This window comes from Sphingomonas hankyongi, assembly GCF_023516575.1.
Taxonomy (GTDB): domain Bacteria; phylum Pseudomonadota; class Alphaproteobacteria; order Sphingomonadales; family Sphingomonadaceae; genus Sphingomicrobium; species Sphingomicrobium hankyongi.
Window position 1 is genome coordinate 253,282 of the sequence record NZ_JAMGBE010000002.1, and the last position, 22,614, is coordinate 275,895.

Here is a 22,614-nt window from a genome sequence, read left to right on the forward strand (position 1 = left end):
AGTATCGCGCGGGTCAGCCTTGAACCGCGCTAACCGAGTGACGCTGGCAGCCCGTTCCCTTACTCGTACCGCAGAGCGTGGATCGGATTGGCGCGGGCGACCTTCACTGCGTGACCGACGACCGTCGCAATCGCGATGCCGAGCGCAATGCCGCCGGCAACGAGGAACGGGATCGGCCCAAGCGTAATCCGCTGATCGAAGTTGTTCAGCCAGTCGCGCATCATCCACCAGGCGACCGGCCAGGCGATCACGTTGGCGATAAGCACGGGCCGACTGAATTGCCAGACGAGCAACCGCACGATGTCCCGGGTGCGCGCTCCCAAAACCTTGCGAATGCCGATCTCCTTGGTGCGGCGCTCCGCGGTGAATGCTGCGAGCCCGAACAGACCCAGGCAACCGATTACCACTGCGAGCAGGGCGAATGCGGCGAACATCTGCGCCCGGCCGTCCTCGGCCTTGTACAGCTCGGCAATGATGTCCTCGCTGAACTTGGCGTTGAACGGCACTTCGTTGGTGATCTGCTTCCACTCGCGCTCCACGGCTGCGCGGACCGTTGCCGGATCGCCGTTGTAGCGGACGATCATGACCTGCGGTTGCGCGTTGACGTTGCGGAACATGATGGGATCGATTGGTGTGCGCACCGAGCGGAACCGGGAGTCGCCTACGACGCCGATGATGTGGATGTCGGTGACACCGGTGTCCGGCGCGAAGATTTCGCTGCGCACCGTCTTCCCGATAGCGTCCTGCGGCGATTTGAAGCCGAGCTTGTGGATCGCATATTCGTTCATGACGACGTTCACACCGCGCGCAGCCAGCGCCTTTTCGGCGTTCAAATCCTCTGGGTACGGTACCGTCATGTCGTCCATCGGCCGGTTCGGATCGAACCAGCGCCCGGCTTTGAGGGTCAGCCCCATCGCGTCGAAGAAGCCTTCGTCCACGCTGTACTGGCCTATGGTCACTTGTTTGTTGCTGCCCGGCGGAATTAGCCCGGTATTGTTGTTGTTATCAGTCGAAATGCCGATGTCGGTGCGACCGACTGCCGTCACGCCGGGCAACCGCTTCATGCGGTTCACGATCTCCTCGCCCTTGCTCCATAGCTGGGCCCGGCTCATCTCATCGACTTGGAGGATGTGGTCGCGTTTGTATCCGGGATCGACCGACCGCGCGTAAACTGTCTGCGCATAGACGACGGCCGTGCAAATGATCAGGCCGATCGAGACCGCGAACTGCAGGATAACGAGTGCGGTGCGCAGGCGTCCGGACCCGGGAGTCTCGGCGGCCGACCGGTTGGCCTTCAACACCTGGGCCGGCTGGAAGCGGGACAGGAAGAAAGCCGGATAAAGACCGCTGAGGATGCCCACTAGCAGCGTCAGTCCGATCGCGGGGAGCAGGATTCCTTCGCGCCCGGAATATTTCAGCGTCAGGTCGGCATCGAGGAAGGCCGCGAAAGGCTTCACCAGCAGTTCCACCAGGGCCAGCGCAAGCAACATCGCAGTCGCCGAGATCAGGATCGACTCCCCGACGAACTGCACGATCAGTTGCCTTCGAGTGGCACCTAGAACCTTGCGAAGTGCGACCTCGCGAGCCCGCTGGCTTGCGCGTGCCGTCGCCAGGTTGGTGAAGTTCACGACCGCCATGCCTAGGATCAGGATGGCGATGATCGCGAAGGTCGTGATCGTCTGCCGATCGTTCTGCGGAGTCATGCTGGCGTCGTCGGCCTCGCCCAGATGAACGTCCTGCACGTTGGTGAAACGCCAATTCTGGTCGTCGCCCTGGTTGAAGCGGATCCCGCCGTTATATTCGTCCGGAATGTTGCGCTTTTCCCAGGCGGCCAGCTGCGAGTTGAGCTGATTGACGTCCGTGCCGGGCTTGAGCTTGAAATAGACCCAGCCCGATTGGCAGCCCCAGCAGGTGAGGAAGTAGGGTTCTTCGGCAAAGAATGCGTTGAAGTCCAAGCGAAGGATCGCGTTGATCTTCAGGTGGGAATTCTTCGGCAAGTTCTTCAGCACGCCGCTGATCTTGAAGTCGCGCTTGATGCCCTTCGAGATGATGGTGAGGGTACGACCCACAACCTGGTCCGTCCCGTAGCGCTTGATCGCTTCCTCCTGAGTGATCACCGCGGTTTGCGGAGCGGTCAGGGTGGTGCCGGCCGCGAGCGGCAGGTTCACCGTCTTCAGGAAGTCGTTGTCGGCATACTTATAATCTTCGGTAGACGTCGCCTGGCCATCCTTGAGGAACACAGGCCCCGTGCTGAGGATGTAACCGGCCTGCTCGACCTGCGGAAAATCCTTCTTGATCCGGCTTTCCGTGACATAGGACGCCATCTGAAAGGCGAAGGGCTCGCCGGTGTCGGAATTCTTCCCGAACGTTTGAAACTGGTAGGTGTTCGCGGCGTCCGGGAGCCACCGATCGTAGCTCCGCTCGTAGCGGATATAGAGAAGGATCAGCACGCAAGCGGCCATGCCGATGGCGAGGCCCGCAATGTTGATGATCGAGTAGGTCCTGCTCTTCGCGAGAGCCCTGACTGCGACCGTCCAGTAATTCCGCCACATAGCTTTCGTCCTCGAAAGAATGATGTTCCCGCTCGCGCCGTTCGTCAGGCGGCGCGGCGCCGTTCCTGCAGGATCTTGCCATCGAGCATGTTGACGACGCGGCTCGCGAAGTCGGCATGCGCCGGCGAGTGGGTCACCATCACGATGGTCGAGCCTTCCTGGTTAAGCTGGCGAAGCATCCGCATGACCTCTTCGCCGTGAGCGGTGTCGAGGTTACCGGTCGGCTCGTCCGCCAGGATCAGCTTCGGGTCCCCGACCAGCGCACGCGCGACCGCAACGCGCTGCTGCTGACCGCCCGAGAGCTGCGTCGGACGGTGCTTCGCGCGGTGCGCGATGCCGACCTTGTCGAGCACTCGGTCGACGCGCGTCTTGCGGTCAGAGGACGAGTAATTGTGATAGAGCAAGGCGAGCTCGACATTCTCGCGCACGGTCAGCTCGTCGACGAGGTTGAAGCTCTGGAAGATGAAACCGATGTTGCTCTTGCGGGTCTCGGCGAGCTGTGTTTCCGTGAGGCCGGCAACCTCGTTCCCATTGAAGATGTAGGAACCGCCGGTGGGGCTATCGAGCATGCCCATCACGTTGAGCAGGGTCGACTTGCCGCACCCCGAAGGGCCCATGATCGCAACGAACTCGCCGTCCGCGATATCGAGGTCGACATTGTCCAGGGCGGTGGTCTCTACCGTGTCGGTCCGGTACGTTTTGGTAAGGCCGGTCATGGTAAGCATGGGTCTTCCGATCCTTTCTATTGATCGCTGGCGAAGGTGAGCCGGTCCTTGTCGACCAACCCGCTGTAGGATGAGGTGATGACGCGCTCGCCGGGCTTCAGGCCTCCGAGCACCTCGATGAAGTCGTTGTTGCGGCGCCCAAGCTGCACCTGCCGCTTGGTCGCGCCGTTTCCGCTGCTGTCGACCACGAACACCCAGTTGCCACCGGTGTCGTTGAAGAACGCGCCGTTCGGGATGAGCAAGGCGCGCGAGGAGTCGCCGAGCGTCAGCTTGGCCTGGACCGTCTGGCCCCGCTGTATCGATTGTGGCTCCGGACCGACGAACACCAGGTCGACCTGGAACTGGCCGTTGCGGACCTGCGGATAGACCTTCGAGACGCGCAGGCGGTAGGTCTTGCCGTCGATGTCGGCGGCGGCGCCCTGCCCGACATGCACCCGACCGAGGTAATATTCGTCCACGTCGGCCTGAAGCTTGTCGGCGCCTGCGCTGTCGATCTGACCGATCCGCTCGCCCTGCTGCAGCGACTGTCCCAGCTGTATCTCGAAGCCGCTGAGCTGCCCGGTGACAGGCGCTCTTATGCTCAGCTGACTGAGGCTCCCCTGCGCGACGCCCATGCTCATGCTGAGAGAGGAAGATGCGGCACGCAGCTGTTTTAGCTGGCTCGTCTGCAGCGCTTCGGTCTGAGCGATGCTGCGCTTCAGGATCTGGAGCCTTTGCGCCTGGTACTGAAGGTCGTCCTTCGTGTCGCGGAAGGTCTTCTGCGCAACGAACCCTTTCGACGCGAGGGATTCATAGAGTTCGTATTGGCGCCGCGCCTTGGCGAGGTCCGTCTCCGCCTGGTTCAGGTCGCGGAGATTGGAATTGTGCGATTGCACCAACGCGAGCTCCTGGCTGCGCATGTTGTTGAGCTGCTGCTCGACTTCCGCTTGCTTCTCGAGTGTGGAGAGCTGCAGTTCAGCGTTGGAAAGCACGGCCAGCATCTGGCCCTGCACGACCTGGGCGCCATCCTCGACGATCTTCTTCTCGACGCGGCCACCCTCGACCGCGTCCAAATACACCGTCACGAGCGGCGTCACGCGGGAGCGCAGCGGCAGGAAATCCTCGAACACGCCGCTCTCCGCAGTGGAGATGGTGAGGCGGTCGCGCGCGACGGCCTGCGTTCCCTCGCGCGGAGCGAACAGCCAGAACACAAGCAGGAGCACAAGAAGAGCCGCGGCTCCTCCTGCGATCAGGATGCGCCTGTCGATACGCTTGCGCACGATAACCCGGTCCATGTTGCCGCCGCTCACGGCCTCCGATTGGCCGCCGCCCTGGCGAAGCTCGACAAGCCTCACTGTCCGCCGCCGATCAGTAACTGTCCGAATGCGGACATGGGCACAGCAACGGCGAAGTTGACCTCAAGAGAGGCGATACGATGGGCCACGAATTTCATGCCCCTATCGTTGCAAGCCTCGTGCCAACCGGTTTTCTCTCTGACGCGGCTGTTTTGCACTGTTCGTTTCCGGACAGTGGCGCTACAGACGTAGCGTGGACCCGACCTTCAGCCTCGCCGTCGTCGTCGATGACGATCCCGATATCTCGCTCGCCGCTCGCCTTGCGCTTCGCGACATGTTCGAGCGGATCGAGGCATTGCCCTCACCGGCAGAGCTCCTGCCGTTCCTCAAGCGCGAAAGCCCGGACGCAATCCTCCTCGACCTGAACTTCGAGCGTGCCGCGACCGACGGGCGGGAGGGTCTGGATACGCTCGCGAGGATCATGAAGGTGGATCCGGACGCGGCCGTGGTCATCATCACCGCCCACGGCGCAGTCTCTGTCGCCGTCGAGGCGATAAAGCGCGGGGCGAGCGACTTCGTGGCGAAGCCCTGGAGCAACGAGCGTCTCGCGGCGACGGTGCGCAGTGCTGCTGCCTTGCGACAAAGCAAGATCGACGCGCGAGTCGAACGCAGCCGCGCGTCCGAACTTGCGCATGGGGCGGAAACGCCGCTGCTCGGCGAGGCAGCCGCGATGCAACGTGTACGATCGCTGATCGAGCGCGCCGCTCCGACCGACGCAAATGTCGTCATCCTCGGTGAGAATGGGACCGGCAAGGAGATCGTGGCGCGCGAGGTCCACCGCCTGTCCCGCCGTAGCGCGGAGCCGATGGTCTCGATCGATCTGGGCGCTACCAGCGAGACGCTGTTCGAGTCAGAACTGTTCGGACACGTCAAAGGGGCCTTCACCGGTGCCGCCGGCGAACGAATCGGCCGGTTGAAGGCGGCGGACCACAGCAGCCTGTTTCTCGACGAGGTCGGCAACCTCCCGCTACACTTGCAGCCGAAGTTGCTCACGGCGCTTGAACAGCGTCAGGTCGTCCCCGTCGGCTCGAACCGTCCGGTCCCGATCGATGTCCGCGTAATCGCCGCCACGAACATGTCGCAAGATCAGCTCGCGGACGAAACACGCTTCCGGCAGGACCTGCTATTCCGCCTTAATACGATCGAGATCCATCTGCCGCCGCTTCGCGAGCGCCGCGAAGACATCCCTCTGCTGCTGGACCATTACCTGGGGATCTACGCACGAAAATATGATCGGCCCCTACGGCAAATCCCGCCGGCCACGCTGGAAACGCTGATGCACCACGATTGGCCCGGGAATGTACGCGCGTTACGGCACGCCGCTGAAAGAGCCGTGATCATGGCCGACGGCGACCACTATGGGCTGGAGGATTTCCCTCTCCCCGGCCGAGCGGGAGCGCCCGCGGTCGCGATCCCGCAAACCACGCTGAACCTCGACCAGCTCGAAAAGCAGATGATCGAACGCGCCCTCCGCATGCATCATTTCAATATTTCGCTGGCCGCTTCAGAGTTGGGCCTCAGCCGGGGAGCGCTATACCGGCGCATGGAGAAGCATGGACTTTAGGCGCCGGTTCGAATTCGGGCTCACTTGGCGGACCGCGGTCCTGATTGCCGCATTGTGGCTGCTTTACGCAGCGATTCACATGGCCGATCTTCGTGCAGGTCGGATCGTGTCGGCGCTTCTAGCTCTTGGTGCGGTGGCGAGCCTGTGGAGCTTCATCCGGCGGACGAACTTCATCGTTTCGCGATTCGTCGAATCCATCCGCTTCGAAGACTATTCGCAGCGATTCTCCGACCCCAGCGGCGGCGGCTTCGACGTGCTGGGAGACACTCTCGACAACGCCATGAAGTCGCTTCAGGCGCGGCACGTCCAGTCGGCGGCCGAGAGCCGATTTCTGTCCGCGGTGGTGGACGACGCTCCGAGCGCTCTTCTTACGATCGATGCCGAAGGACGTATCGAGCTGCTCAACAAGTCGGCTCGCCAGCTGTTTGGCAGGCTTGGCCTGCACCGGGTGGGAGATCTGGATACGCTAGGGCCCGAATTGCTGGCAGTCGCGCGGATGCCCCCCGGCACCAGGAAGATAACTCGCGTGGTGCTGGACGGCGTTCCCCAAAAGGCGATCTTCGCGTCGGCCCAGGTTGCGCGCCTCGACGATCCGGTGACAATCTGGTCCATCCTCCCGGTGCAGAGTGAGCTTGGCGCACTGGAGGTCGCCGCGCAGGCGGACCTGGTGCGGGTCCTCACCCATGAGATCATGAATTCGCTGACGCCCGTTACGTCGCTCGCGCGCTCCGGTGCCGACATGGTCGCGGCTGCTGAAAAGAAGGGAAGCGACCTTTCCGATGCTCGTGTCGCAACGGAAACGGTCGCTCGCCGTGCCGAGGGCATCTTGAGATTTGTCGAAAGCTATCGCGAGTTCGCGCAGGCGCCCGAAGTGCACCGACGCTCATTCAAGGCAAGGCAGTGGGGCGAGGAAATTCTCCGCCTGGCCATCGCGAATGCGGCAGATCAGCAGATCGATGCCCGACTGGAAGTCAGCCCCGAGCGGCTCAACCTTAATGCCGATCCGGAGCTTCTGGCGCAGGTTGTGCTCAACCTGCTTCGCAACGCGATCCGCGCGACGGCCGACGTCGAAAAGCCGGTGGTGACTCTGGAATTGTCTCGCGAGCGCAACGCAGGCGTCCGGATAGAGGTGCGCGACAATGGTCACGGCATTCCGCCGGACCGCCGCGACGACATCTTCCTCCCCTTTTACACGACCCACAAAGGGGGCAGTGGTGTCGGCCTCAGTTTCGCACGGCAGGTTGCTTTGGCGCATGGCGGCTCTATCTGCGCGCTCGACGCGCCCGAAGGCGGGGCCAACATCCGGATGGTGATATGACGACGAACAAAGGCGGTCCCCCACCGTCGCGATTGAGGCAGGTAAGGATCGCCCTGTGGGCCGTGGTCGTCCTTGCGCTGGTCGGGACCGCCGCGCTCCTTTTGATTCCACGCAAGCACACCGCCGAACTGCGCACCCAGGAAAGAGAACAACCCCTCAAAGCCAGCCTCGGCGGCCCGTTCACCTTGGTCGGCGCCGATGGCAAGCCGTTCTCCAGCAACGCGCTGGCTGGCAAGCCGTACGCAATCTTCTTCGGCTTCACGCGCTGCGGAGACGTGTGCCCGACCACCCTCGCCCGGCTCGTGAAGCTGCGTGACGCCGCTGGCGGAAAGGACGCATTGAACATCGTGTTCGTGACGATCGATCCGGCCAACGACGGCCCCAGGGAGGTTGGTCAATATGCGGACCTGTTCGGCTCGCCGATCATCGGGCTGACCGGATCACCGGCGCAGATCGATGCCGTGAAGAAGCAATATGGGATTTATGCGGAGCCCAATCATGACGCGACCGGGCACGGCAATATGATCAATCACACCGCGACCACCTTGCTGTTCGACGGCAATGGCGAGCTGGCCGGGACCCTTTCCCCGTCAGAGCCGGATCCTACTGCAGTCGAGAAGTTGAAGCGGCTGGCGGCTTAGACTCTGTCGTCGAGTTCTTTCACCAGTTTTCGCGGCGCTTGCGCCCGGTAGCTTTCCTCGACCCACGCCTTGAGCCGGTCGAGCGAGGGTACTTGATCCTCGGGTGGGTTGAAGCTGACCCAACCGCTCTTGCCCAGTCCATAAGCGGTCGGCTCGGCAAACGGCAGCTGCAATGCCTCGTAACCGGTATAGGGCAGCTTGCACGACAAGCTGAACGGCCGACCCTTCGCTGGCAGATAGGCGAACGTTTTGTCCTTGACCGCCAGGTCGTCGTGATCGGGCCACGGGGATTTCCGATGGGCGCCTGGAAGCGTCAGGCCCCAGGAGCGCAGCTCATCGACCAATCCAGCGTTGGCGGCCATCGAACCCGGCTCTAGCGGAACCCATTCATCGGCACCACCTTGAGCACCGATGACCAGCTACCGGCCCGATCCGCAAATCTCATTCCTGGGCCCGGAATTCTATGATCCGGTCACTGCTGCCGCCTTCCCTCAATGCAACGCGCGTTTCCTTAACGATCGGGCGGCGCGGGATGTGGGCCTGGAGCTCGACGGCGATGGGTGGGCGCGGCACTTCTGTCGTTTCGAGCCGCTTCCGGAGAACCTGACTGAGCCGCTCGCGCTGCGATATCACGGTCATCAGTTCCGCGTGTACAACCCCGAGATTGGCGATGGTCGCGGTTTCCTTTTCGCTCAGCTACGTGACGATGGGGACCGACTTCTCGATCTCGGCACCAAGGGCTCCGGTCAGACGCGTTACAGTCGGCATGCCGACGGGCGGCTGACGCTCAAGGGAGGCGTGCGCGAAGTCCTTGCGACCGAAATGCTCGAAGCCCTGGGCGTCAACACATCGAAAAGCTTCGCGCTGTTCGAGACCGGCGAACAGCTGGAACGCGGCGACGAACCTTCCCCTACCCGCTCATCGGTCCTGACCCGCCTCAGTCACGGCCACATCCGCATCGGCACCTTTCAGCGTCTCGCCTTCCTGGGCCAGGTGGAAAATATCAAAGGTCTCGTCCGCTATTGCCTCGAACAGCTCTACGCTGAGCAGCCAACGAAGGATGATGGGGAAAATGCGCTTCGCCTGTTCGATCTCGTGAGCGGCGCAACGGCGAAGCTCGCGGCCTCCTATCTCGCGGCCGGTTTCGTCCACGGCGTGCTCAACAGCGACAACATCAACGTCACCGGGGAAAGCTTCGATTACGGGCCGTGGCGTTTCACGCCGAATTGGGATCCGGAATTCACCGCAGCATATTTCGACCATTACGGCCTCTACGCATTTGGTCGGCAACCCGAGGCGATCCATTGGGACCTTGCCCAATTCGCGGGCTGCCTGAGCCTCGTCACCGAGGCTCCACCGCTTTCCGAGATGCTCGCCGGGTGGAGTTCCCGCTTCGAAGATGCGCTCACTGAAGCGATGCTGCGGCGACTTGGCGTCGAGACCAGTGGCGGCGAGGCAGATCGTACGATGGTCGCCGTCTTGATCAAGGCTTTGGCCACCAAAGAAGTCGGGATCGACACTGTCTTCTTCGACTGGCGGGGCGGCCAGGACCCGGGCGGCGAGCGATATGCCTCAGATGCGTTTCGAGCGCTCGCGAAAATACTCGAAGGGCGGGAGCAGCCGCGTGATCATCCTTATTGGTCCGGCCAAAAACCCTGCTCGATGCACATCGAGGAAGTGGAAAAGATCTGGTCGGCAATCGCCGAACGCGATGACTGGAGCCCGTTCAACGAGAAGGTTAGAGCCATTCGGGAAATGGGCGAAGCCATGCATGAATAACTCGCAGCTTGACGAAAGCGTAGAGGTCGTCGAGCGCGCAGCTGTGACCGACACTCTCATATCCACGAACCCAGCGACGGGCGAGACGATCTGGTCCGGCCCGATCGGCGATGCTGCGGCGGAAGTCGCGGCCGCGCGCGCTGCTTGGCCGGAATGGGCCGCGCACTCGCTGTCCTATCGCGTCGAGACGATCCGCCGCTTCGCGAACGTCGTCCGCGGGAAGGAGACAGAGTTTGCCGAGCTGATCGCGAACGAAGCGGGCAAGCCATTTTGGGAAGCGCGCACCGAAGTCGGTGCGGTCGTGAACAAGGTCCAGATCTCGGTCGACGCCTACGCTGACCGGACGTCCCAGCGTAAGTTCGAAGGGGCGATGGGCAACAAGGTAGCCGTCCGCCACAAGCCGCATGGGGTGTTGGCGGTCCTCGGTCCCTACAATTTCCCAGCGCACCTGCCGAACGGACACATCGTGCCTGCCCTGATCGCGGGCAATGCCGTGGTGTTCAAGCCGTCGGAGAAGACGCCGGCGACCGGCGAGTTCCTGGTGCGCTGCTTTCATGAAGCCGGGGTCCCCGAAGGCGTCGTGCGCTTACTCATCGGCGGGCCCGATCAAGGTCGGGCGCTTGCCTCCCAGCCCGGTATCGACGGGCTGCTTTTCACCGGGTCGGCGCGTGCCGGATCGGCCCTGCACAAGCAGTTCGCCGAAACGCCGCAGAAGATTCTCGCGCTCGAGCTCGGCGGCAACAGCCCGCTGGTCGTGTGGCGCAGCAAGGACATCGCGGCCGCCGCCGCAATTGTCGTCCAGTCCGCCTATCTCAGCGCCGGACAACGGTGCACGGCCGCGCGGCGCCTGATCGTCGAAGATGGTCAGGAAGCCCCGCTTCTCGCCGCCATCGATGCTCTTCTTGGGCGCATCATCGTCGACCAGCCTTTCGCGGATCCGCAGCCTTTCATGGGTCCGGTGATCGATACGGCCGCTGCGGACCAGGTGCAGGAGCAATGGCTGAACCTGATGATGAAGGGAGGAAGGCCCTTGCGCCGCCTCGATCGTCCATTTGAGGAAAGACCCTATCTTACGCCCGGACTGATCGATGTTACCGACGTGAAGGATCGCCCTGATGAGGAGATCTTCGGACCTGTGCTCCAGGTGATCCGGGTCAGCGATTTCGATGCAGCGATCGACGAAGCGAACAATACCCGGTTCGGACTGGCGGCGAGCCTGATCAGCGACAGCCCGGAACTCTATGACAAATTCTGGGCGAACGTGCGCGCTGGCGTCATCAACTGGAACAAGCCGACCAACGGCGCGCCGTCGAACGCCCCGTTCGGAGGCGTCGGCCTCAGCGGCAACCATCGGCCGAGCGCTTTCTACGCTGCGGACTATTGCGCCTACCCGGTCACCAGCGTCGAAGCCGATCGCGTCCGTGGCGGAATCGACGAGGGCCTGCGCGACCCGAACATGCAGGAAGACTGATCGCAGCTGACGCGGATCATTTCCGGTCGCCATGGCGTTCAACAGCCGTGAGAGTTCCTAATTGCGTCGGCAAGGCGCTCATCCTTGCCCTGTCCATCCTCCCCTTAGCAGCGTGCGATCAGGGCTTACCGTTCAGCGGGGGCCGGTCCGAAACCATAGCACAGTCGTCCGTCACGGACCCACAATTGAGAGCCTTTTACCAGGCCCGCCAGTGGCAGGCTGCTTGGGACCGTAAATCGGAAAAGGTGCTGCTTGGTACGATCGGCGGGGCGTTGGCGCATGGCCTCAAGCCGAGCCTCTTCCTCCAGGAGGAAAATCTTCCCCAGGATAAGACTGCTCGTGACGAGGCGCTTACGAAGGCTGCGCTCCGCTACGCCGACGCCCTTGCTCGCGGCTATGTCGATCCCAAGAAGGTCAGCGACGTTTATACGATCCCTCGCGCGAAGGCCGACGTGTCCGCCGGCCTCAACCAGGCGCTCCAGAATGGAAAGCTTGAAAGCTGGTTTGCTTCGCTGCCTCCGCAAACCGACGAGTATCGGGCGCTCTTCGCAGCACACGAAGATTATATCCGGCGGGCGACTGACTATCGCGCGGACCCGATCCCTGGAGGGAAGGCGATCAAGCCGGGCCAGAAAGACAAAAGACTGACGGCAATTGCAACGGCACTGACGGCGATAGGCTACGCGCCTGCACAGGAAGCGAAACCAGCGTTGCCCAGCCGCTACACCGGTCCGCTCGTGGACTCGATAAAGCGCCTCCAGGGCGATCTCGGACTCGACGCCGACGGGATCATCGGCGTCGACACGATCGACGCGCTGAACCTCGGCCCTGCCGGGCGTGCCCGCCAGCTAGAGATCGCGATGGAACGATTGCGGTGGCTCCAGCGCGAACCGCCGGAGACCCGCATCGACGTGAATACGGCGGCGACGGTTCTCGACTATTGGCGCAACGGCAGGCACGCCGATCGCCGCAATGTCGTTGTCGGCGAGCCCGACAAGCAGACGCCGCAGTTGCAGGCTCCCTTCTCAAGGCTGGTGGCAAATCCGAAGTGGCGTGTGCCGGATTCGATCGCTGCGAAGGAAATCGCCACGAAGGGCTCAGGCTGGCTCGCGGAGAATAATTTCGCGGTGGAAAATGGCCGATACGTCCAGCAGTCCGGCCCGAAGAACTCGCTCGGGCTCGTCAAGTTCGACATGGAGGACAAGCAGCAAATCTACCTTCATGACACGCCGGCCAAAGCGCTGTTTTCCCAGCCGGAGCGGCACCGCAGCCACGGCTGCGTCCGGGTCGAGAATGCGCTCGAGTTTGCGGGCCTGCTTGCCAGCCAGGACGGTGTGGTCCCGCAGCTGCAGAAGGCGTTCGAAAGCCAGGAAGAGCAGTGGGTCAAGCTGAAGACCGAAATACCGGTTCGGCTGCTTTATCACACCGTCTTCTGGGATGGCTCACGCGTCCAGTTCCGGCCCGACGTCTACGGTTTGGATGACGTTGTGGGTGCCGCGCTCGGGCTGATCCGCGGCCCTGTGCGCAAGCCCTGGGAGCACAAGGGCGAGGATATCGGCCCTTGATAAGCAGAGGGCGCCGAGCCAAGTCGGCGCCCTCTTCCCCCTCCCCATAACCGCGGATTTCGCGGTCGGCCCAACTCAGCCTCGCAATTCTGGCATGTACCCTTCGTCGGCGGCATCACTGAACTTCGTCGTCCGGCCATCAAAACGAACGCGAACGATTCCGGTCGAGCCGTGGCGCTGCTTGGCGACGATGACCTCGGCCTTGCCCGCAGCCGCGGAATATTTCGCGTTCCATTCCTCGTATTTGGCGAGCTTGTCGGTCTCGTTCGGCATCGGATAGTCGGGCTCGAACGCCTTCAGATAATAATCCTCGCGATAGATGAAGAGCACGATGTCGGCGTCCTGCTCGATCGAGCCGGATTCACGAAGATCCGATAGCTGGGGCCTCTTGTCCTCGCGCTGCTCGACGGCACGGCTGAGCTGGGACAGCCCGATCACCGGAACGTCCAGCTCCTTCGCCAGCGTCTTCAGCCCGCGGCTGATCTCGGAGATTTCCTGGACGCGGTTCTCGTTGCCACCGCCGCGGCCCGTTCCGTGCAGCAACTGGAGGTAATCGACCACGATCAAGCCGATATTCTTCTGGCGCTTCAGGCGGCGGGCGCGAGTCCGGAGGGCCGCGATGGTCAGGCCCGGAGTATCGTCGATGTATAGCGGCAGGTTCTCTAGCTCAGCCGCGGCGCGCGCGAGTTCGCGGAACTCCTGCTGCGAAATCCGGCCCGTGCGAAGCGCTTCCGAGGTTATTCCGGACTGTTCCGAGAGAATACGGGTCGCCAGCTGGTCGGCGGACATTTCCAGGCTGAACAGTGCGGCCGGCGCGCCCGCCGCCTTGCTCGCTTCTATTCCGTCAGCCGTGTCCCGCAGAAAGCGCTGGGCAGCGGCGAACGCCATGTTCGTACCCAGCGCGCTCTTGCCCATGCCGGGCCGGCCAGCGACGATGATCAGGTCGGATTTATGCAAGCCGCCGATCTTGGAATTCAGCGCTTCCAGGCCGGTAGTGAATCCCGAGAGATGACCGCCGCTATTGAGCGCCTTCTCGGCCATTTCCAGCGCTTCACGGGTGGCTTCCGCGAAGCTCTTGGCTTTCCCTTCCGCGCCGCCTTCCTCGGCAACCTTGTATAGCTCGGTCTCGGCGCGCTCGATCTGAGCGAGGGGGGCAACTTCCTCACTCGTATCGAGCGCGCCTTCGACCAGGTCGCGACCGACACCGACGAGCGCTCTCAGCAGCGCGAGATCGTAGATCTGCACCGCAAAGTCGCGCGCACCGATAACCGCCGCGCCTGAGCCAGTGAGTTGTGCAAGATAGGCCGGGCCGCCGACCTGCTTCATCGCCTCGTCGCTGTCGAACAGTGGCTTCAGGGTCACCGGATTGGCGACCATGTTCTTGTCGGTGAGGCGCAGGATCGCTTCGTAGATGCGAGCGTGCAGCGGCTCGAAGAAATGCTGCGGCCTCAGTTTCAGCTGAACGTCTTCGATCAGGCGATTGTCGATCATGAGTGCGCCGAGCAGGGCCGCTTCGGCTTCGACGTTTTGGGGGAGCGCCTGGACCGCAGATTCCGAGGCAGACTCGGCTAGGTGAACGACTTGGGCCATGGCGAATCCTCTACGCCAGGCACGTCCCCACGCGCCATCGGATGACTCGCCTTATCCGACGCGAACGAAAGAAGCACAACTGTGGATAGCATGTGCACGAATCGGTCAGAGCGTTCGGGCGCGATCAGGGTTTTGTCCCAGACCTCCCATCCACAGAAATAATCCGGCCCAAATTGCTGCGCTCGAAACGTCCCGTTAGGCACTCAGCATGGCGATTTTGTCCGACCGCTGGATTCGCGAACAGGCCGAAGCGAACCGCATGATCGAGCCTTTCGTGGAGGCTCAGCGGCGCGAGGGCTGCATCAGCTACGGCCTGTCCTCCTACGGTTACGACGCCCGGGTCGCCGACGAATTCAAGATCTTCACCAACGTCGATTCGGCGACGGTCGACCCCAAGGACTTCGCGTCGAACAGCTTCGTCGATCGCAAGACCGACGTTTGCATCATCCCCCCGAACAGCTTCGCGCTTGCCCGCACGGTCGAATATTTCCGGGTTCCGCGCGACGTGCTGGTCATCTGCCTCGGGAAATCCACCTATGCCCGCTGCGGGATCATCGTGAACGTGACACCGCTCGAGCCCGGGTGGGAAGGCCATGTGACGCTCGAATTCTCGAATACGACGCCGCTGCCTGCGAAAGTCTATGCGAACGAAGGCGCGTGCCAGTTCCTGTTCCTGCAAGGCAACGAGCCCTGCGAGGTGAGCTACGCCGACCGCGCCGGCAAATATATGGGGCAGAAGGGCGTTACACTGCCAAAACTGTGACACGCGAAGAAGCCGAACAGCTAGACGCCGCAGACCCTCTCGCTTTTGCGCGCGAGCGCTTCATCCTCCCTGAAAATCTAATCTACCTGGACGGCAACTCGCTCGGCGCGCTTCCTCGCGCGGTGCCGGCAATGCTCGCGGACACGGCGGAGCGGCAGTGGGGCGACGACCTGATTGGCAGCTGGAACAAGCATGGCTGGATCGATTGGCCCACGCGCGTCGCGGCGAAGCTTTCACCCATCGTTGGCGCACAAACGCACGAGCTTCTGATCGCAGACTCCACCAGCGTCTGCCTGTTCAAGCTGCTTGGCGCCGCAGCCCACGCTCGCCCGCAGCGCAAAACCATATTGACGCAACAGCGCAACTTTCCGACCGATCTTTATGTCGCCCAGGGGCTGGCCGAGATGATGGGCCTGCAACTGAAGGCGGTGCCCGCCGATGAAGTGATCGGCGCGATCGACGCGGACACGGCCGCCGTCACCCTCGTCCACGTGGATTATCGCAGCGCCAGCATTCACGACATGCGCGCGGTCAATGCGGCCGCCCATGCTGAGGGCGCCCTCACGGTCTGGGACCTTTCGCATAGTGCCGGCGCGATCGCGATCGATCTCGACGGGACGGCCTGCGATCTCGCGGTCGGATGCGGCTACAAATATCTCAATGGTGGACCGGGAGCGCCGGCATTCCTGTTCGTTGCGGATCGATTGCAGAACGATCTTCAGTCACCGCTTCAAGGTTGGATGGGGCACGCCGATCCATTCGCGTTCGAGGATGATTACCGCCCCGCCAGGGCCATCAACCGGTTCCTCACCGGCACGCCGTCCATCCTCGGGCTTGCTGCACTTGAAGCCGGGCTCGACACGTTTGCTGACGTCTCGATGCGCGACGTCGAGGCCAAGGCGCGAATCCTTTCGCAAATCTTCATCGACGAAGTCGAAATGCGGTGCGGCGCCGAAGTTCGCTTGGAATCGCCGCGCGATCCGAGGGAGCGGGCAAGTCACGTCGTCTTCGCCCATGCCGACGCCTATGCGGTCATGCAGGCGCTGATCGACCGCAATGTCATCGGCGATTTTCGGGCCCCGACCTTGATGCGCTTCGGCTTCGCGCCGCTGTACAACACGCATGCACAGGTAGTCGCCGCGGCGGAAATCCTCGCCGACATCCTTATCGCCCGATCGTGGGATCAGCCGCGCTTCAAGGATCGCGCAAAGGTCACCTAGGCATGCTGGCCCTGAACCGCGCGCCGTCGACGCTCCAGGCGCCAGGGCCGACTGCCGCGAGGTAGAGGAACACGAAGCAGAAGAGCACGGCCGCTTCGCCCATGTTCACGGCTGGATAGAGACTCTGCTGGCCGTGGATCATCCAGTAGCCGACGGCCATCTCGCCGGCGGCGACGAAGGCAGCGAGCCGCGTCCAAAGCCCCATAAGGACGAGCAATCCGGTGACGAACTCGATCACCCCAGCACTCCAGAGCAAGGTCCCTACCTGTTGAAGCCCCGGCTTGCCGCCCGGCGGGAAGCCGAAAAGCTTGATGAGCGCGTGCTGCAGGAACAGCAGCGCAGTTACGATCCTAAGCAGCGCAAGCAGCTGCGGTTGCCAACGCGAAAGCCACGTGAACTCCATTACGCATGTTCCTTCTGCTTTGAGCGGTGCGCCGAGTCCTCCAGCAGAAGCTCCCGCGAACGAAGGATCATCTCGACCCAGTCGTGAAAAGCATGTGCGAGGGTAGTCACAATGTCCTTGAGCGGGCCCTCCTTGAGGCGTCCGTCCGCATCGAAGCTGTCGTCGCTCACATGCCCGAGATAGGCTTCAGGCTGCGCCATCACCGGCATGTTGAGGAAGACGGCAGCCTGGCGGATCTGGTGATTGGCGCCGAAGCCGCCGATGCTGCCCGGCGAAGCGGTGACGATCGCTGCCGGTTTCTTGTCGAAGACGCTCTGGCCATAGGGGCGTGAGCCCACGTCGATGGCGTTCTTCAGGACGCCGGGGATCCCGCGATTATATTCGGGGGATACGAAAAGGACGCCGTCTGCTTCCCCAACCTCCTTGCGGAACCTCACATATTGTTCGGGCGGATTCGCATCCAAATCCTGATTGTAGAGAGGGAGGTCACCAATCTCGACGATCGAGCAATCGAGATTGTCGCCACGGATGGCGCACATCGAACGCGCCACCTTTTTGTTGATGCTGCCTTGCCGAAGGCTGCCGACGATGATTGCGATCTTATAGGCCATCGACTGGTGCTCCTTTGCGCCTTCAATAGTTGCGGGACATGAAGGTTGCGACGGCCGTTCAGCGACGCCCGCGCCCCTGGTGCCGAATATTGGGCGGACGCCCACGCCGGCCCCCGGTCCGCATGCGGTCGCGCCGGGTCGGCGCGGAAGCGCCGCCGTAGCTGCCTTCGGGCAGTTCGAAACGGAGCGAGCCCGAAACCGGATTGGCCTCGGCGAGCCGAAGCGTGAGGCGCTGGCCGAGACGGTATGTTTCACCCGTCTCGTCGCCGACAAGCTGCTTCGCCGCTTCGTCGTAGCGGAAATATTCCGTTCCGAGATCCTTCGCGAGGACGAGCCCGTCGCCGCCCAGATCCTCTACCGTCGCGAAGAATCCGAACGGCTGCACGCCGGTGATGCGGCATTCCACCAGCTGCCCGACCTGGTCGGAGAGATAGGCAGCGACATAACGGTCGATCGTTTCGCGCTCGGCCTCCATTGCCCGCCGCTCGAGCATCGAGATCTGCTCTCCGATCTGCTCGAAGCGCTCTTCATCGCCCGCCGGGAGGCCGCCGTCGCCGAGCTTGTACGCTTTCACGAGCGCCCGGTGGACGAGGAGGTCCGCGTAGCGGCGGATAGGCGATGTGAAATGGGCATAGGTAGCCAGCGCGAGCCCGAAGTGGCCGAGCCGCTCGGGCGCGTAGCGCGCCTGCATCTGCGTGCGGAGCAATTGCTCCATGATCTCCTCGCGGCCCTCGCTTTCGCCGACCCGCTCGATGATGCGGTTGAAAGTCCCCGGCTTGATCACCTGGCCCAGCGAGAATTCGACGTCGAAGGTCGACAGATAGTCTTTGAGGCCGACGAGCTTCTCGCGGCTGGGGGGCTCGTGGACGCGATACATGACCGGCGTCTTCTTCGCCTCGAGCGCCCGCGCCGCCGCGACATTGGCTGCGATCATGAAATCCTCGACCAGTCGATGCGCCTCGAGCCGATCGCGCGGCGCGATCGAGGTGATGCGCCCCTTCTCGTCCAGCACTACGCGGCGCTCCGGCAGGTCGAGCTCGAGCGGATCGCGCTTCTGTCGCGCGGCAAACAGTGCACGCCAGCAGGCCCACAGCGGCTTCAATGCGCCTTCGACCAGCTCCTGGGGAACCCGTCCCTCGATCGGCGGCATCTCACAGGTTGGCGACGAGACCTCGATCCGTTCCTCCGCGGCGGCGTCCATCGCCGCCTGCGCATCCTCGTAAGCGATATTGGCGGCGATCCGGACCTTGGCGCGACTGAACCGCCAGCTCTGAAGCTCGCCTTCCTTCGAAATCTTGAGGTGGCAGGCCATGGCCGCGCGGTCTTCGCCTTGCTTCAGCGAGCAGATGTCGGCCGAAAGCTCCTCCGGAAGCATTGGTACGACGCGATCCGGAAAATAGACGCTGTTGCCCCGCGCCCGTGCTTCCCGGTCGAGCTCAGAGCCGGGGCGAACGTAGAAGCTGACATCGGCGATCGCCACGATCGCGTTCCAGCCGCCCTCGCCATCGGCCTCCGCCCAGATGGCGTCGTCATGATCCCGCGCATCTTCGGGATCGATGGCGACGATCGGCAGATGCGTCAGGTCCTCGCGCTCGCCCAGCGGCTGCTGCGACACGCGGTGCGCCTCGTCGATCGCCTCCTGCGCGAACTCGTGCCGAAGCCCGTGCTTGTGGATCGCGATCAGGCTGAAACTGCGCGGAGCGAAGGGATCGCCGAGCACCGCGTCGACGCGGGTGCTGACCCGCGGCGGCCGACCCGTCACCTCGCACAGGACAAGATCGCCCGGCTCCGCATCCTTGAGGTCGCTGATGAACAGCTCGCGGCGCTCGCGCTTGTCGACCGGAGACAGCCAGAAGCGCTCGCCTTCCTGGCGGACCACGCCCAGCGACAATTCCGCCGAACGCGCCAGCTTCTTCATCGGATGGGCGACGAACCCCTGCCCCTTCTCCTCTGTCCGCGCGAGCACCCGATCGCCGATGCCAAGCGCTGAGCGCCGCCCGCGTTCGACCAGGCGGATCTTCGGCGCGGGAGTCTCCGCATGCCATTGCTCGGGGACCGCCCAGACGTTGCCGCCGTCATCGGCCTCGGCCACGCGCAGCACGGTCACCTTCGGAACGCCGCCCGCCTTGTGGAATGCGCGGCCGCGCGAATGGTCGATCAGCCCCTCGTCGGCCATGTCGTTAAGCAGGCGCTTCAGGTCGATCTTGTCCTGGCCCGAAATGCCGAACGCGCGCGCAATCTCGCGCTTGCCGGCCGGCTGGTCGGACGTCGCGATGAAATCGAGGATCTGCTTGCGGCTGGGCAGGCCTGCGGAGCGCTTGCGGGGCATGACCCGGCCCTAAACGCGCCTAGCGCAGCTGGCTATCCTTGCTGCCACGCCGATTAATGGTCGAGTGCACCACCGCTTTGTCGCGCTCGGACTGGCAGGCGATGCAAGTGCGGACGCCGGGCAGCGCTTCGCGCCGCTTCTTCGGGATCGGTTCTCCGCAATCGTCGCATTCCTCCGCGCTCTCCCCTGAAGGCGTCAGTGCGCGAGCGCGAAGGATCGCATCCTTCACGGTGTCGTCGATCTGGTCCTGAACCGCGCCGTCGCGCGTCCATCCGCCGGCCATGTCCGTCTCCTCGACCTCCTAACTGGTGGTTTGCGCGGCCGCCGACAATGCCGCCCTCTTTCGAAGGTGATGCTCGCGCCAGACGATCACCAGTCCGCTGGCGATAATGATCGGGGCACCGATCCAGGTCCACGGGCTGGGCAATTCACCGAAGATCCACTCGCCGAGCAGGACCGCCCACAGCAGGCTGGTGTAGTCCATGGGCATGACGAGGGCGACGGGCGCGAGCCGGAGAGCGCCGGTCAGGGTCAGCTGCGCGAGGCCGCCCGCTAAAGCCATGCCCGCGAGGATCGCCCAGGTGGTGCGGTCATGCGCTCCGGCAAAACCCAGCATCAGCAGCCCCAAAGGTACGAGCGAGCTCGCCGCGAACCAGAACACGGTTGTGGTCGCTTTCTCGGTCGCGCCGAGTCGACGAATGACGATCGTAACCGAAGCCGTCAGGAGCGCGGCGGCGATCGCGACCGATGCGCCGAGCAGCGGCACTTCCCCGCTTCCCGGCTGGACGATTACCAAAACGCCGAGAAATCCGGCGGCGACCGCGCCCCAGCGCCAGCGGCCGGTCGGCTCCCCCAGCACCGATGCCGCGAGCACGGTCGAGAAGATCGGGACCGAAAAGCCAATGGAGGTCGCCTCCGCCAGCGGAAGCATGATCATCGCCAGGAAGTTGAGCCCCATTGCGAACACGCCGAGGCCCATGCGGCCGACATGCGCCCAGACGCGCTCGGTTCGAAGCGAGGAGAAACCGGATCCCCCCGCGACGACTGCGGTGGCGCACAAGGCCGAACCGCACTGCCGATAGAATAAACTCTCGACGACATTCACGCCGCGCGTCGCTGCGAGCTTCACCAGAGCGAACATGATGGCGAGAAGCAGCGCCGTAAGCAGCCGGAGCCCAATTCCCGCAAGCGCATGCTCTTCGACCGGGCTGTCGGTGTCTCTCGCTCCCGTCAGGGCGTCTTCTCGGGCGTGACGAACGGCTTGAATGCGCCGCCCGGCACAGCCGAAGCGACGGGGCTTTCCCAGCCGTCCTTGCTCACTGAGGAAACGCCGAACACCCAGTCGTCGACGCGAATGTGAGGCAATACGATCTTACATCCGTAGATGTTATGTCGCGAGCTACTCGCTGGTTCGAAACCTGTAATCGGGCATTCTGAATCAATTCGGCGGGCAACCTGCCAGTTGTTCGCGTCCGTCCGTCTCCAATGGATTAGGAAAGACGAAGCACCGGCTACACCGACCCAACTAACCGTCGTATCCGTGCTTACCGCCCCCTCGACCTGCGGCTCGGGCGGCGGCGGCGCGCTGGCGATGGATGCCAGCGCAGCGATGTTCAGCTTGGTCATCTTGGCGAGATAGGCGAAGTCGACATGGTCGATCGTGTCGCCGTATCTCTTGCCCTTCTCGGTCCTCAAATCCTGGTGCTGCCAGTCGTAATTCTCGATCGCGACGCTGATGCGCGCCGCGGGATATCCAAGCTCCAGGAACGGGATGTGGTCCCCGCCTCGGCTGAAACGATCCGTCCGCCATATCTGCCGAACGTCGAGCCCGATCTTCAGCCGGTCGGCCAGGCTGTCGAGATAGCGCGAGATGTTGCGCGACGGGCTGTCGTTCTCGCCCCCAAGACTGTGGACCGACTTGGACAAGTCGGCCTCACCCTGCGACCGCGGCCCCTCTGAAAGCACCCGCGCGTGGGTGGAATCGCACACACCATCCGAGCTGCAGCTGTTGCCGATGATGTCGTTGTTGAGGACCGTGACGACGTTCCAGCCCTGCGCCTTGGCGTAATTCGCAAGCACCTTGCCACCGTAAAGGCCCTGTTCCTCTCCGGACAAAGCGGCGTAGACGATGGTGCCAGGAAACTTGTGCTTGCTGAGCACCCGTGCGGCCTCGATCACCGCCGCGGTCCCGGACCCGTCGTCGTTCGCGCCCGGAGCATCCGATGTGAAATTCATCACGTCCGTCACGCGGCTGTCGATGTGACCCTGGATGATGACGACGTCGTTCGGCCGTTCGGTCCCGCGCTGGATGGCCACCATGTCGCACACAGCCGTCGGATTCGGGATGCGCGCGCCGGTAAAGGTCTCGCACGGGCGTACCGTCTCAAGCCCGAAGCTCTCGAATTGCCCCTTGGTCCAGCCGAGCGCCGCGCCGATCCCACGCTTTGGATCGGTCTGCGACGACAAGGTGTGCCGCGTCCCAAAGCTGACCAATGTCTCGATCGTGTGGCGCAACTGCGCCTGGCTGACCGGCGCGATGATCGCGCGCAGCTTCGCATCGTTGGAAGGTGCGGAAGCGGCACTGGCATTGATGGAGGCGAGCACGGCGGACGCAACAAGGAGCTTTTTCATGCCGCGTCGATGAACCGCTTCGCCGGCGCTTGGCAAGCGTCGTCGCACCAACTCGGGTCTTCGTCGATGAAGGCGCGCCCCGATTGGCAGCGGGTACGAAATGAGACTCGACACAAGA

The 22,614-nt window shown here is 63.2% G+C and carries 19 protein-coding genes; 8 read left to right on the forward strand and 11 right to left on the reverse strand.

What is annotated here, in order from left to right:
- Positions 1 to 59: 59 nt before the first annotated feature.
- The 3 genes from LZ538_RS05965 to LZ538_RS05975 are packed head-to-tail and all read right to left on the reverse strand — an operon-like array spanning position 60 to position 4,611.
- Positions 60 to 2,552, reverse strand: coding sequence for an FtsX-like permease family protein (locus tag LZ538_RS05965; protein ID WP_249831089.1), 2,493 nt, complete (start codon positions 2,550 to 2,552; stop codon positions 60 to 62).
- Positions 2,553 to 2,596: 44 nt separating this feature from the next.
- On the reverse strand, positions 2,597 to 3,277 hold the full coding sequence (locus LZ538_RS05970) for an ABC transporter ATP-binding protein (RefSeq protein WP_249831090.1): 681 nt from the start codon (positions 3,275 to 3,277) through the stop codon (positions 2,597 to 2,599).
- 17 nt (positions 3,278 to 3,294) lie between these two features.
- Positions 3,295 to 4,611 (reverse strand): efflux RND transporter periplasmic adaptor subunit, encoded by a 1,317-nt coding sequence (locus LZ538_RS05975; RefSeq protein WP_249831091.1) that lies wholly within the window; start codon positions 4,609 to 4,611, stop codon positions 3,295 to 3,297.
- 193 nt (positions 4,612 to 4,804) lie between these two features.
- Here LZ538_RS05975 and LZ538_RS05980 point away from each other — a divergent pair, with 193 nt between their 5' ends.
- From LZ538_RS05980 to LZ538_RS05990, 3 genes are read left to right on the forward strand one after another with little or no spacing between them, the layout of a single operon-like run.
- Positions 4,805 to 6,175 (forward strand): sigma-54-dependent transcriptional regulator, encoded by a 1,371-nt coding sequence (locus tag LZ538_RS05980; RefSeq protein WP_249831092.1) that lies wholly within the window; start codon positions 4,805 to 4,807, stop codon positions 6,173 to 6,175.
- Positions 6,165 to 7,493 (forward strand): sensor histidine kinase, encoded by a 1,329-nt coding sequence (locus LZ538_RS05985; protein WP_249831093.1) that lies wholly within the window; start codon positions 6,165 to 6,167, stop codon positions 7,491 to 7,493. The genes LZ538_RS05980 and LZ538_RS05985 overlap by 11 nt, the downstream gene beginning before the upstream one ends.
- Positions 7,490 to 8,134 carry an SCO family protein gene (locus LZ538_RS05990; protein ID WP_249831094.1) on the forward strand — a complete coding sequence of 215 codons (645 nt, stop codon included), beginning with the start codon at positions 7,490 to 7,492 and terminating at the stop codon, positions 8,132 to 8,134. Before LZ538_RS05985 ends, LZ538_RS05990 begins: the two co-directional genes overlap by 4 nt.
- Here LZ538_RS05990 and LZ538_RS05995 read toward each other — a convergent pair.
- Positions 8,131 to 8,496, reverse strand: coding sequence for an MmcQ/YjbR family DNA-binding protein (locus tag LZ538_RS05995; RefSeq protein ID WP_249831095.1), 366 nt, complete (start codon positions 8,494 to 8,496; stop codon positions 8,131 to 8,133). The genes LZ538_RS05990 and LZ538_RS05995 overlap by 4 nt on opposite strands.
- A gap of 49 nt (positions 8,497 to 8,545) precedes the next feature.
- Between LZ538_RS05995 and LZ538_RS06000 the strand changes: the two genes are divergently transcribed.
- The 3 genes from LZ538_RS06000 to LZ538_RS06010 all read left to right on the forward strand — a co-directional run bounded on the left by LZ538_RS06000 (position 8,546) and on the right by LZ538_RS06010 (position 12,949).
- Complete coding sequence (locus LZ538_RS06000; protein ID WP_249831096.1) at positions 8,546 to 9,913, forward strand: protein adenylyltransferase SelO family protein; 1,368 nt, start codon at positions 8,546 to 8,548, stop codon at positions 9,911 to 9,913.
- 43 nt (positions 9,914 to 9,956) lie between these two features.
- The gene (gene astD / locus LZ538_RS06005; protein ID WP_249831577.1) at positions 9,957 to 11,384 is read left to right on the forward strand and encodes a succinylglutamate-semialdehyde dehydrogenase; all 1,428 of its coding nucleotides are present in this window, start codon (positions 9,957 to 9,959) and stop codon (positions 11,382 to 11,384) included.
- Between the two features lie 185 nt (positions 11,385 to 11,569).
- Positions 11,570 to 12,949, forward strand: a complete 1,380-nt coding sequence (locus LZ538_RS06010) for a L,D-transpeptidase family protein (protein WP_249831097.1) — start codon at positions 11,570 to 11,572, stop codon at positions 12,947 to 12,949.
- 75 nt (positions 12,950 to 13,024) lie between these two features.
- Here LZ538_RS06010 and LZ538_RS06015 read toward each other — a convergent pair whose 3' ends face one another.
- Entirely contained in the window at positions 13,025 to 14,539 is a 1,515-nt protein-coding gene (locus LZ538_RS06015) for a replicative DNA helicase (protein ID WP_249831098.1), read from the reverse strand.
- A 208-nt stretch (positions 14,540 to 14,747) separates the two neighbouring features.
- On the opposite strand from LZ538_RS06015, the gene dcd reads away from it, so the two are divergent.
- Together dcd and kynU are read left to right on the forward strand one after the other, a co-directional pair.
- Positions 14,748 to 15,302 carry a dCTP deaminase gene (gene dcd, locus LZ538_RS06020; RefSeq protein ID WP_249831099.1) on the forward strand — a complete coding sequence of 185 codons (555 nt, stop codon included), beginning with the start codon at positions 14,748 to 14,750 and terminating at the stop codon, positions 15,300 to 15,302.
- Entirely contained in the window at positions 15,299 to 16,522 is a 1,224-nt protein-coding gene (gene kynU / locus LZ538_RS06025; protein ID WP_249831100.1) for a kynureninase, read from the forward strand. Before dcd ends, kynU begins: the two co-directional genes overlap by 4 nt.
- On the opposite strand, the gene LZ538_RS06030 is transcribed toward kynU, so the two are convergent.
- The 6 genes from LZ538_RS06030 to LZ538_RS06055 are packed head-to-tail and all read right to left on the reverse strand — an operon-like array spanning position 16,515 to position 22,496.
- Positions 16,515 to 16,925, reverse strand: a complete 411-nt coding sequence (locus tag LZ538_RS06030; RefSeq protein WP_249831101.1) for a DoxX family protein — start codon at positions 16,923 to 16,925, stop codon at positions 16,515 to 16,517. The two genes, kynU and LZ538_RS06030, sit on opposite strands and share 8 nt — an antisense overlap.
- Positions 16,925 to 17,536: an NADPH-dependent FMN reductase gene (locus tag LZ538_RS06035; protein ID WP_283937643.1), complete on the reverse strand. Its 612-nt coding sequence runs from the start codon at positions 17,534 to 17,536 to the stop codon at positions 16,925 to 16,927. The genes LZ538_RS06030 and LZ538_RS06035 overlap by 1 nt, the downstream gene beginning before the upstream one ends.
- Positions 17,537 to 17,594: 58 nt before the next feature.
- Positions 17,595 to 19,865, reverse strand: a complete 2,271-nt coding sequence (gene rnr / locus LZ538_RS06040; RefSeq protein WP_249831102.1) for a ribonuclease R — start codon at positions 19,863 to 19,865, stop codon at positions 17,595 to 17,597.
- Between the two features lie 19 nt (positions 19,866 to 19,884).
- A complete protein-coding gene (locus LZ538_RS06045) occupies positions 19,885 to 20,148 on the reverse strand; it encodes a DksA/TraR family C4-type zinc finger protein (RefSeq protein WP_249831103.1) in 264 nt (87 codons plus the stop codon).
- Between the two features lie 18 nt (positions 20,149 to 20,166).
- On the reverse strand, positions 20,167 to 21,132 hold the full coding sequence (locus tag LZ538_RS06050; protein WP_430741961.1) for a DMT family transporter: 966 nt from the start codon (positions 21,130 to 21,132) through the stop codon (positions 20,167 to 20,169).
- Positions 21,096 to 22,496 carry a M28 family peptidase gene (locus LZ538_RS06055; RefSeq protein ID WP_249831105.1) on the reverse strand — a complete coding sequence of 467 codons (1,401 nt, stop codon included), beginning with the start codon at positions 22,494 to 22,496 and terminating at the stop codon, positions 21,096 to 21,098. The genes LZ538_RS06050 and LZ538_RS06055 overlap by 37 nt, the downstream gene beginning before the upstream one ends.
- Positions 22,497 to 22,614 lie beyond the last annotated feature (118 nt).